The sequence below is a fragment of the Pseudoalteromonas sp. SS15 genome (assembly GCF_049257195.1).
GTDB lineage: Bacteria > Pseudomonadota > Gammaproteobacteria > Enterobacterales > Alteromonadaceae > Pseudoalteromonas.
In genome coordinates, this window is sequence record NZ_JBMMUD010000012.1 from 1 (window position 1) to 11,525 (window position 11,525).

The 11,525-nt window shown below is 41.6% G+C and carries 9 protein-coding genes; 1 reads left to right on the plus strand and 8 read right to left on the minus strand.

The window, feature by feature from the left end; genetic code table 11:
* Window positions 1-386: 386 nt before the first annotated feature.
* From AAEU28_RS19160 to AAEU28_RS19195, 8 genes are all read right to left on the minus strand, one after another.
* Complete coding sequence (locus AAEU28_RS19160; protein WP_421965529.1) at window positions 387-3,485, minus strand: efflux RND transporter permease subunit; 3,099 nt, start codon at window positions 3,483-3,485, stop codon at window positions 387-389.
* Window positions 3,485-4,600, minus strand: coding sequence for an efflux RND transporter periplasmic adaptor subunit (locus tag AAEU28_RS19165; RefSeq protein WP_421965530.1), 1,116 nt, complete (start codon window positions 4,598-4,600; stop codon window positions 3,485-3,487). The genes AAEU28_RS19160 and AAEU28_RS19165 overlap by 1 nt, the downstream gene beginning before the upstream one ends.
* A 12-nt stretch (window positions 4,601-4,612) precedes the next feature.
* Window positions 4,613-5,338 carry a TetR/AcrR family transcriptional regulator gene (locus tag AAEU28_RS19170; protein WP_421965531.1) on the minus strand — a complete coding sequence of 242 codons (726 nt, stop codon included), beginning with the start codon at window positions 5,336-5,338 and terminating at the stop codon, window positions 4,613-4,615.
* A 410-nt stretch (window positions 5,339-5,748) separates the two neighbouring features.
* The gene (locus tag AAEU28_RS19175) at window positions 5,749-6,333 is read right to left on the minus strand and encodes a DUF6151 family protein (protein ID WP_421965532.1); all 585 of its coding nucleotides are present in this window, start codon (window positions 6,331-6,333) and stop codon (window positions 5,749-5,751) included.
* A 185-nt stretch (window positions 6,334-6,518) separates the two neighbouring features.
* Entirely contained in the window at window positions 6,519-7,646 is a 1,128-nt protein-coding gene (locus AAEU28_RS19180) for a serine hydrolase domain-containing protein (RefSeq protein WP_421965533.1), read from the minus strand.
* A 224-nt stretch (window positions 7,647-7,870) separates the two neighbouring features.
* Window positions 7,871-8,344 (minus strand): hypothetical protein, encoded by a 474-nt coding sequence (locus tag AAEU28_RS19185; RefSeq protein ID WP_421965534.1) that lies wholly within the window; start codon window positions 8,342-8,344, stop codon window positions 7,871-7,873.
* 151 nt (window positions 8,345-8,495) lie between these two features.
* Window positions 8,496-9,890 (minus strand): S41 family peptidase, encoded by a 1,395-nt coding sequence (locus AAEU28_RS19190; RefSeq protein WP_421965535.1) that lies wholly within the window; start codon window positions 9,888-9,890, stop codon window positions 8,496-8,498.
* A gap of 81 nt (window positions 9,891-9,971) precedes the next feature.
* A complete protein-coding gene (locus tag AAEU28_RS19195; protein WP_421965536.1) occupies window positions 9,972-10,847 on the minus strand; it encodes a helix-turn-helix domain-containing protein in 876 nt (291 codons plus the stop codon).
* A 366-nt stretch (window positions 10,848-11,213) separates the two neighbouring features.
* Between AAEU28_RS19195 and AAEU28_RS19200 the strand changes: the two genes are divergently transcribed.
* Window positions 11,214-11,363 (plus strand): hypothetical protein, encoded by a 150-nt coding sequence (locus AAEU28_RS19200; protein WP_421965537.1) that lies wholly within the window; start codon window positions 11,214-11,216, stop codon window positions 11,361-11,363.
* The last annotated feature ends 162 nt before the right edge of the window (window positions 11,364-11,525 follow it).

An 11,525-nucleotide genomic window follows, 5' to 3' on the forward strand; every position in this document is an offset into this window, starting at 1 on the left:
TATCGGTGCAGCTATGAGAAAGCTTGCTCACATCTGCTTTGGTGTTGTGAAGAATCAAACTGAATACCAGTCTCAAGTTGTTTAAATCAAACTTGAGACTGGTTAGGAGAGATGGTATCTACATCAGTAAAACTACTCATACTGTAGGTCGGGCTTTAGCCCGGCAATGTGATTAAACCAAGCCGATATAAATTACCCGACAAAATATTCAAATCAAGCTGATATAAATTACCCGACATAAAGTCGGTGCTACCGGAGCATAAATATTTTGTCGCAGTAAACGACAACCTACATTCAAAAAACTAGGCTGGTGGTTTCTGTAGGCGCGATTTTACATCGCGTTTTTTGAGTGGTGTTGCGTGAGTTAAACCCACGCAACACCATGATCACAATGAATTTGCAAACTTAGTCTTAGTTAACGAGGCTTCAGTTTCCATTTCACCACGGTGGTCTTTCGCCAACATTTGGTAAAGCAGTGGTAATACAATCAGCGTGAAGAAAGTACCAAATAACATACCTGCCACTAGAATAATACCAATACTGTTTCGTGCTTCTGCGCCAGCGCCGGTTACTAATACTAATGGGAAGTGACCAAGTACCGTTGCACCTGTTGTCATTAATATTGGGCGTAAACGTGTCGCTGCAGCACCTTTAACCGCCTCCAGTTTTGACTTGCCTTCAAGCTGAAGGTGGTTAGCAAACTCTACGATTAAGATACCATTTTTAGCAATCAAACCAATCAAAGTAATAAGACCAATTTGGCTATAAATATTAATCGTCGTTAATTGTAAAAACGGTAGCATCAGAGCACCGGCAAGCGCTAATGGCGCACAGCCCAGTAACACCACAAGTGGGTCTCGGAAGCTGTTAAACTGAATCGTCAGTAAGAAGTACACCACAATCATAGACACTAAGAGTACGCCAACCATGGTGTTACCTTCTTTACGTAACTGGCGCGATTCACCAGCATGGTCAATTGAGTAGTTTGCTGGCAATACTTCTGCTGCAATCTCTTCAACGGCCGTTAAACCTTGCTCTTTGGTTACATGTGGTAAAACACCCGCTAAGATCCTAAATGAACTTTGCTGATTAAAAGACCCCAATACGCGCGGGCTTGTGAAGGTTCTTAAGCTCGCAAATGCTGAGACAGGAATAAGCTCACCAGAGTCCGTGCGGATCTTCATATCTAAGATGTTTTCAGGGTTGTAACGGTCACCGTTATCAACCGCTGGAATAACACGGTACGCTTTACCGTCTTTGTTGAAGTAATTCACAAAATTGTTCGACATTAAAATGCTAAGCTGCTCGTTCACTGATTGCAGGTTTAGGCCTAAATCAGCTATCAATTCGCGGTCAATTTCTAGCTCAGCTTGTGGTAAATCGATTTTTAAATCGGTATTAACGAACAAGAAGTTACCACTGGCATTCGCTTTCGCGATGATCTCGTCAGCATATTTCTTCATTGCCACAGGGTCGTCATTGGCTCTGACAACCATTTCGATATCGAACTGGCCCGCAGTTGGTAAAGAAGCTGGCAAAATAGGGAACAAGCTCAAGCCATTTACACTACCAAGGCGCGCAAATAGGTCGAAGTATAAGTCGTGAACCGAGTTTTCTCGCTCTTCATAAGGTGCTAACTGAACCCCTCCGAAACCTGCGGCTGCAGTAATAATTTGCCAAGTGAATTTTGCGCCTTCGGTCTCATTCATGACTTTTGCTGTGTCATTCATTCGACTAGAGGTATAGGCCTGAGAAGACTCAGGTGGCGCTTCAACCACGACTTGAATACTGCTTTGATCTTCAACTGGCGCAAGCTCTTTTTGCGACAATAAATAAAAGGGGGCAGACAACAGAGAGAACACAATGGCAATAAAGAACACTTGTGGACGCCATGCAAACAACTTATCTAATGACTTAAAGTAGAAGTTTTGTAGCTTGTCGAAGTAGCAATTCACTTTGCGAGTTAGCTTGCCTTCTTTACCCCCTTCAGGGTTCACATAAGCACTCATGATAGGAGACAGCGTAATAGCCACAAGACCTGAAATCAGGACCGCAATAGCCAAAGTAAACGCAAACTCACGGAATAAGAAACCAGTTAAACCAGTTAAGAAGCCAATTGGGGCGTATACCGCAGCAAGGGTTAAGGTCATGGCAATCACGGGCACTAATAACTGACGTGAGCTGATAAGCGCAGCTTGCAATCGAGGTTTGCCTTCACGCATGTGGCGCGCTACGTTTTCAACCACCACGATGGCATCATCGACCACTAAACCAACCGATAATACGATGGCTAGAATGGTTAATAGGTTTAATGAAAAGCCCATCATCGAAATAACGGCGATAGCACCTAAAATTGAAATAGGAATGGTCACCAATGGCACTAGCGCGGTTCTGAAAGAGCCCATCATGGCAACAATTACAATGCCTACAAGTAGCACTGTTTCGGCAAGCGTCGTGAAAATCTCTTTAATTGAGTCACGCATATACAGCGTACCATCGTAACCAATTTCGATATTCATACCATTCGGTAAACCATCGTTGATCTGCGGTAACTTGGCATAAAGCGCATCACCAATGTCGATTTCATTCGCACCAGGCAGCGCCCAAATAGCCAGAAAAATTGAATCATGAGAATCTAAACGCGCAGTAACCATACCTTCGGCTTCGCCGATTTCGATGTCGGCAACCGTACCAAGGCGAAGCTGCGAGCCGTCTTGCTCTTTGATAATTAGGTTTTCAAAGTCGGCCACACTTTTCAGGCTAGTATTGGCCATTAAATCAATGCGTTGACGATTGTTTTCACTGTAACCTAATGTCGCAATGGTGTTGTTTGCTTGAAGTGCAGCAAACACATCACTGGCGCTTAAATCATAAATAGCGAGTTTATCTGCATCTAACCAAATACGCATTGCAGGGTCGCGGCCGCCTTCAAGGGTGACTTTTTGCACGCCCTCAATATCACTCATGCTTGGCACAACATTGCGAATAAGATAATCACTGACTTCACTGCGCGGTAAGCCTTGCGACTGCACATCTAAATAGAACACGGCATACGGGCTATCGGCACGCACAATTTGGATCGCGGGGTCTTCAGCCCCTGTTGGTAACTCAAACTTAATTTGGTTGAGCTTAGTCGTTAATTCGGCAAGTGCATCTGTGGTGCTATGGTTTAGCTCGAGCCAAGCTGTGACTTTACTAAAGCCGGCAGTGGTGACTGAATCAACATAATCAACGCCGGGTACAGTTGAGGTTACGCGTTCAATCGGCTCTGTCACATAGCCTTTGACGACATCAGCAGACGCACCTGTATATACGGTATTGATAACCAGTGACGCACTTTCAATCTTAGGATATTGCTGTACTGAAATCTTTTGCGCGGCGTTTAAGCCTGCCAAGATGATCAATACAGACAGTACAATCGCAAGTACGGGGCGATTGACAAAAATGTCCATAAAAGAAGGTTTGTTTTCATGTAATGCGCTCATTACTGACCTCCGATGTTGTCGTCCGTCGTGGCTAATTGCTCATCGAGTGGCGCGGTATAAACCAAAATACCTTCTCTTAATTTAAATGCGCCTTCGCCAGCGATAAACTCACCGCCATTTAGGCCAGACAATACAACTTGTTGGTCACCCAGCTTTTCACCTAATGTCACTTTAATCGGTTTAGCGCGCCAGTTTTGTTGATCATCTTTTTCAAGTGCATAGACAAACTCACCAAAGTGACTTCGAGTGATGGCAGCGGTTGGCACGACAACCGCATTGGTTGTGTATAGCGGCACACGTACGCTGGCGATTTGGTTATGACTGAGTGCGCCATCTAGATTCTCGATTTCAGCTCTATAGCCTTGCTGTCGAGAGTTGGCATCTAGCATCGGCTTTTTAGCGATGACTTTTGCTGCAACTTCAGATGTTTTTTGATTAACCAGTGCGATTTTCATTTCTTCGCCGATTTTAGGCTGGCGAAGTGTTTGCGGCACTGAGAAATCGACCCAAATTGTGTCGCTCAGGCCCACTAACGTGGTGATTTGAATATTTGCATCTATAAGTTGACCAACTTGATATTGGCTAAGGCCAACTTGGCCTTTGAAAGGGGCGGTAACGGTTTTTTTGTTAATAACGGCATTGAGGTTTTGTACTTCGGCTTTAGCAACGGCTACATCAGCGCGGGCTTTGTCGACTTCATCTGGGCTAATGCGCTTTTGTTGCAGAAGTTTAGTTACTCGTGCATAGGTTGATTCAGCCAAAGTAACACGCGCTTTTGCAGCAGCAAGCTTAGCGTTTTCGACACTGGTATCTAAGCGCAGTAACACTTGGCCTTTTTCAACAATGTCACCGGGTTTAAAGCCAACGTAAGTAATAGGGCCCGGATACTCATTACTAATATCAATAATGCTCGGTGCTTTTAACTGGCCGATGACCTTGCTCGTTTGCGTGTACTCAATCGTTTCAGCGTAAACGCTAGTCACTGACGCCGAAGGCTCTGGGAAAGATTCGCCAAAGGCGATCATGGCTTGAATTTGGCTATATTTGGTAAGTCCTAATCCGACTATAACCGCAAAGACGATGATAATGCTGACAATCCAGCGTATAGTATTCATGGTGTTGCTCCCTTAACGTAATTCTAAATTAATAAGTGCTTGCTCAATTCGCTCTAGAGAGTCTGGCGTGATTGGAGACTGCCAGGGGTAACTGTTGAGAAGACGAATTGTGCTGCGAATGATTGGTGCGTTGAAGGCAATAGGCTCTAGTAGTGAGGCCGTACCCTCGATAATCTGTTGCTGTTGCTTAACGCGTATAACTTGCTCGTAGCCCACTGTTAGTGCCCAGCCGCTAACGATAATCTCTTCAATAACTTCACTTAAATTAGGCACTTCTTTGAGCTCACCCGCATTGATTCCATCCATGATGGCAAGCTTGAAACCTTGCTCGCAAAGGTTACAGGCTTCAATCATTTTGCCTGACCACAATGAAGAGGCACGTTTGATCACCGCTTCGTTGGTTGCGTATGATTGCAGCTCGTAATCAAACTCAAAGCATTGCAGCTTTTTAGGGGCAATGAGAGTGATTGCCAGCATTTTCTCTGGGGTAGACAGAGGCAGGTTTAAAACGCGTTCGAATACCGATGAGGCATGTCTAAACGATTGAAATGCAAGCGCAAGTACGATGTCTTCTTTACTTTGAACAAACTTATATACAGAGCCCATTGACAAGCCTGCAAGGCGGGCAATCTTTGCCATGGTGAAATCGGTAATTGAGGACTCTTGAATACACTGAACAGCCGCATCAAGGATCATTGCTTGTTGCTGTTCAGGACTAAATTTTGGTGCTGGCGCCATACTTTATATCTCTTAAATCTTTAGAATAACCACATTCGAATGGTATTCGAATGTGGTTATTCTAGTTTTCTTTGGGGTTTTGTCAACCAATGGCTGGCTAGAAAACCCACTTATTTGATTTTAAAAATTGCTTATTAAATAAACTCAGAGAGTTAGCTTAAAGCGATTGAGTGACGCACTTTAAAACCTCGAGTAAGGCTAAGGTCAAGGATATATTTGAAAGTTTTTAGAGTGGTTTTATAAAGCACTATTTAATCGCTGGTGGGCTTGTAAAAACTAATGATGGTCGGATCTTGAACTAAGCAAAGATTGTTACAGCAAGACCATGCACACAACCCATACTTACAGTGTCATGAGAAGATACCACTAAAATGGGGAAGGGCATCTTGTCGTTTAAATGCATCGGTATTTTAGATTTCATTTCGACTGACTAAGCTAGGTTCGACAATTGGTTTACCGTCTTCATGAAAAAATGGATTAGGGCTACCTTTTCCAAGGATTTTCCAGATAAGTAGCTTTCTCATGATAGTAAACAAAAGGCTTACCTTAGATTTACCAGCTTTAAGTTCGTCTGAAGGGTTTCCTGTGGCATGCTCTGTATATACAGAGCCAATGATAGGGCCTATTTTAAAGTCGATATTTTGATCTGATGCGATAAAAGAATGTATCAATCCCACAAAAGGTAAACCTAACCCAACGGTATTTCCTATTGGCATTTGGCAGCATGATGCATACCAACGATATAAACCTTTGTCACTGAATTTCAGACATGAAATATTTTCCAAACCATGATTAATTGTTATCCGAGAAGGGTCGATTTGGAATATTTCTGTACCACCAAATTCATTTAAAATATTGTCAGCCTTATCGAACTGTTTGGCAAAGTTTCGGCAATCTTCACAGTAGCAAACCAAACGATTACCGCACCCTGGTTTTACATTACTAACGACACCTGTTACTCCCCCACAATTACACTTTAATTTTAAATCTTCCACTTGAACTCCATTTTACACACGACTGAATGACATTACTCCTAATAAGTCTTTAACATTATATTTTTATTTATTTAGAATCAATATTTTAGCTTTATTCCAAAGGAACCTTTTCATCCCCTTACAATCATTGAAGATTGCAGCATAGCTGCTTGTTAATATTCGCAGAGAGAAGGAAAAAGCCAAATTTACGAATTTGGCTTTACGGCTTTTTTATATGCGATTAAATGGTCAAACACCTGCTCTGAAATGGTTTCTAATTCTTCTTGAGTGTCGCCTTTTGCTAAGTTTGTGACGATAAAAATACCAATATTTTGCTTTGGATAAATAGCTAACCAACTAGACGTGCCCATTGAGCCGCCACTTTGATATAGCATGATTTCATTTGAATTGTCTTGAGTTGTGTTCCAATAAAACGCTGTGCCATGTCCCATCCAACTTTGTTCCAAAAGTTGATGAGAAATAGCTACTTCAGGCTCTGATGATAATTGATGGCGCATATAATGTGTCATGGACTCAAGGTCTGAAGTTAACCCGCCGCCTGCATACCAATATGCACTCGCCAAGGGCATCTGATTACCGTTTCCATCAGATCCGATTGTTACTTTACTCACCTCAGAATGTGCGCGCCTGAATTTAGTATTCAGCTCTCCAGATTTGCTGGTGATCATGTCAGCAATCAGTAATTCAAAAGGTTTTTGATACACTGATTCAATAATATAAGCGGCTAAATTCGTCCCCACGCTTGAATAGACATAGTCTTCGCCCGGTATAGAGTTAAGGGTCACTGCTTTAAGGTCGTTAAAGTAATCGGCTCTGGTGTATTTTGATATTTTGTCAAAATATCTGCCTTGCTCTATATCTTCGCGACTGACAGCAAAACTATATGGTAGGCCACTGGTGTGGGTTAAAAGGTGTCGCAAAGTTATATATTGGTTGGTGAGCTCTAGGTTTTTGTATTCGTCACCTTTAAGGTATTGGCGAATATCTTTATCAAGCTCAACTTTACCGTCGTGAATGGCTTTCGCAACAACTAACCCTGTATACGTTTTAGTGATTGAACCAATTTCGTAAAGTGTTTGATTGTTAGGCGTATCACCATTACTTAAGGTTCCTAAGTGATATTGGTACGTTTTGTCTGCATCTACCACAGAAATTGAGACGACCTGTCCAGCATTTCCATCAATAAATTCAATAAGATCATCTTTTGTATTTGCTTCAAAATTTATTGCATCATGACTTTTACACGCAGCCAACACTGAGAATAATAAAGCCACCAATATTGACGGAATGGTGCGGGTTATTAAGCGGTTCATTGTTTTCCTTTTACAATCATCAAAATCATTCTTTAGACGATAAGTGAGAGTAAAAGGTTTAAATGTTGAATTAACTTAGATGCTTAAGAAAGCCAATACAGGGCTAGGGTTTGCGTTTAAAGGATGCGAGAGAGGTATTATATGAAAGGTATGCAATAAGGCTGAACAGATCTGCCTTATTGCATTAAGAATTAAATAAGAACGAAAAGAATTTTCTTATTCGATTATTTAAGTACGGTTTTCTTTAAAACTTCCGCACTATCCGTGGTAATAAATTCAACGATTTTGCCATTTTCGATTTTGAAAATACTCACCTTATCATCTTCGCTTGGTAAAAATGCCAGTTCATTGTCTTCTTTGCCCAATACAATGGCGTACTTTTGTTTTTGCATTTTTGGAATTGCAATATAGCTGCTAATTAAGCCCGGCATACCACTAATATCGGCATAATATTGAACGTTAGCTTGCTTTAGCGTTTCATCGGTTTGCCCTGCAAACGCATCGCGCGTTACTCGGCTGCTATCCATGTCATGGGCAAGGACTAGCCATTGGGTGCTAGATTTTAGTGAATGCGGTTTATCGAATTGATCGTTAAGAGTCGGAAGCTCGACGTTATCGCCAATCGACAATACTTTTGCGTTTGCAGCAAATGTCAGTAATAGAGTAGAAAGAACAACGATTTTTTTGAACAGATGCATAGTGGCATACCTTATAAAGTGATGCGCGATATTTTTAGCTGTTATCTATAAATTGTCTAGCATCTTGTGCAAAGTGAAATGTCAGATAAAGTCGATGAAAAAAGCCAGCATCCTGCTGGCTTTGGTGTGCAGTTAGTGCTTTAGCGATTAACTAAAGCTTGTTTTTTGAAACCGTGATTTCGGCAAGGGTCTCTTTAAGCATATTAATATGCTCTTCGCCTTTGACTTTTGATAGCCCGATATCAATGACGCTTTTAGCTTCGCTAAGTTGGTCCATTTTTGCCAAAGCGCGTGCCCAGTACTCGTATAAAAAGGTTTCTTGCTCGTTAAAAGTGACTGCAATTTCTAACAAGAAAACGGCGTATTTTGGTGAAGTTTCCCAGCTGTCATACGCTAGGTTTGCCAGCTCTCTATCTGTGAGGTTAAGTGTATTCAGCAGGGTTTTCGTTTGCTTTTGATAGCCTTGCCTTAAATCTGGTAATGATTTTTCTGATTGTTTTATATCACTTAATAGCGCGAGCAGTTTATCGAGTGATTGCTTGCGTTCAGTTTTGAGTGCTTGCCAGCTTTTCTCGACTTCAGTGCTCGCCAGTTCAATGGCTTTGTCGAGTGCTTGATCTTTTTCTGTTGCAACATGTGGCACCACGCCAACCGTTTCCCAATTGGTTTTGGTGACAGGGTTTATGGCAGCACCCGTTGCGACAAACATTCTAAAGTTATCGTTGATGTTAAACATGCCACCAGGGTTCGCAGCGCCTCGCGTGGTCTCGCCGACGAGGGTAGCGCGTTTTCTGGTTTGCATGTTATAGCTAAACTCTTCTGCCGCAGACGCGGTACGATTACTGGTTAACACATACAGAGGTACATCTGGCAGTTTGTCACCGGCCACTTCGTCTAAAACGTGGTAGTCGATGGTTTCGTTGTCTTCTCTGTAATATAAGCTGTTTAATAACAGCGGTTCATCAAAGAAGTAACTACATAAATACTGCACTGTTCTTGGTGAGCCGCCGCCATTTTGACGTAAATCGATAATGATGGCGTCAGTATTTGCCAGTAGCTTCATTGCCGAGTCGATGTATGGCTGGCTTTCAGTTAAGCGATAAAAACCACGTAAATCCATATAGCCTATGTTATTTTCAAGTACTTTTGCGCCAACCACACCTTTATTTTGCGAGCCAAAGCGAGGCGGGTTGAGCAAGGTATCGCGTAAACGAGATTCTGCGCCTTTAACTTCCTGATTAACTGGATTTGCTCTCACTCTTAAATGGCGATCTTCAGCGGTTTCTTCTAACCAAGTTGAGAGAGCTTTGGCAAATTCTTCGCTGTCAGTGTGAGCGGCAAACTCGCCTTTCTCGAAAGCTTGTTTTAACTTTTGGTTGGTTTTTGTTGCCACTTCAGGATAAACATAATGTTCCGCCATTAATTCGCTTACTCTGTCGATAACTTGTTGTTTTTCGGCTTTTGAAATAGCTTGGGCAAGCGCTGTTTGGCTGTTTAGGCCAATGAGAAGTGCAATAGAAAGTGCAGTTTTCTTAAATGATGTCATAGTATTTTTTCACAAAGTGTCCTTGTTAAGAAAAACCTACCAAGTTCGCACACGTAAAAATTGTAAAAAAGTTAAGTAAGTTCAAAAAGGGTCGTATTTACCGATGAATCGATTGTTGATTGCTGCTTGAAAACCTTGATTCAAATGTGGCTCAGTTGACTTTAAATAGCGCTTGGGTGTTTGTCCAAGCAGGCATTTAAATTCTCTATTTAAATGAGCTTGGTCAAAATAACCGGCGTTGATTGCAGACTCGGTGAGTGTTTGTGTGGCGGATTGGCTGTGCAGTAAAAAGTTGTTTAAACGCCAAATTTTGCAGAGTTCTTTGGGGAGTAGGCCGATGTTATCGAGAAAGTGCTGTCTTAGTGTGACTTTACTTATTGAAAACGTCTCACACATGTCGGAGATTTTTATATCGCCTCGGGCATTTAATATGGCGTTGGTCTCGGCTCTTAAGCGCTCAGAGATAATATAGTCATTGGCAATAAATTGGCTATGCAGCCAAGGCGTTATTTTCTCTATTAATACCTGTATCTCTATGTTGATGTGGTCTTCATTTAATTGAGTTAACAGCGGTAAAACATCGTTTAAGTAGCCCGAATGACTGAGATATTGCGTGATTGATTCTATGGTGTTTTTCACTTCGAGCGATGACATAAACTGCTGCTTTAGAAATGAAAAAGGCTTTAGCCTAATGCCAAAAATCCACTGCGGATGTTTGCTATAGAGTGTGTATGCACTGATCTGTTGACCTAGAATTGATGTCCCAGCAGGAATTTGCTTGATAGACAATTGGTCGTCAACTTTTGAAAACCCAATAGGCTGGCTGTGTAAAATTAAATCAAAGACGCCTTGCGGGATAAAAAACGCATGCTCTGAAAGCTTTTGGCACCAAAATACTTCTACCGAATGAGATAGCCAAGCTGGGGGCAGAAGCTCGAAGTAGTCCCTTGATTGCACCGTTATTTACCTATCACCGCATACATAAAACAGACTCAATCGCTTATGCCATGCTGACAAACGATAAAATAGTAAAAACAGTAAGCGTTGTTTTTAAGTCCTGCGACATTCAATTTCCTTCTGGGCTCATGGCTAATTTGGTTAAGCTAATATAAGGGGTCTTATTGCACTTTTAAATTGATAAATCGTTACGGTATGTGTCATTGAGTTTTCAAAACCAATCCTTTTTTATTTTTTTATTTTTTTATTTTTTTATTTTTGTTTAGTTGATATTTTTTTCTTAATTCGTGCTAGACCTTAACACAAAATAGAACAGACTCAGATCGCGGCGATGATGCCATTATTCGAGGTTTTAGTCATGAAGAAGTGCAACTTCAGGTTGCATTCTTACGATCATTGACTGATCCAGAAGCCATGGCTGGCAGTAATGAAATTAAAGCGTTGATAACACCACGAGATGGTGGACCTGATGGTCATCAATTTGATGCTGTCGATAATGAAGGTAATGCGCTTTAAAAGCGCCCACTCCCCCATGATAGTGCATCTGAGCACTAAAGCAGTTGGGCGATACAAGTAAGCAAATGCAAGGTGCTCTTTTGAGCACCTTTTTCTTTTTAGTCTAAAGCAAAAAATTAGATTAAACCTATACTTATACAAATTCTTAAAATAGACCTCTTA

What these genes read in the sequence shown, in the direction of transcription:
- AAEU28_RS19160 (WP_421965529.1), bottom strand. Translation starts at nt 3,485, where the DNA reads ATGAGCGCATTACATGAAAACAAACCTTCTTTTATGGACATTTTTGTC.
- AAEU28_RS19165 (WP_421965530.1), bottom strand. Translation starts at nt 4,600, where the DNA reads ATGAATACTATACGCTGGATTGTCAGCATTATCATCGTCTTTGCGGTT.
- AAEU28_RS19170 (WP_421965531.1), bottom strand. Translation starts at nt 5,338, where the DNA reads ATGGCGCCAGCACCAAAATTTAGTCCTGAACAGCAACAAGCAATGATC.
- AAEU28_RS19180 (WP_421965533.1), bottom strand. Translation starts at nt 7,646, where the DNA reads ATGAACCGCTTAATAACCCGCACCATTCCGTCAATATTGGTGGCTTTA.
- AAEU28_RS19185 (WP_421965534.1), bottom strand. Translation starts at nt 8,344, where the DNA reads ATGCATCTGTTCAAAAAAATCGTTGTTCTTTCTACTCTATTACTGACA.
- AAEU28_RS19190 (WP_421965535.1), bottom strand. Translation starts at nt 9,890, where the DNA reads ATGACATCATTTAAGAAAACTGCACTTTCTATTGCACTTCTCATTGGC.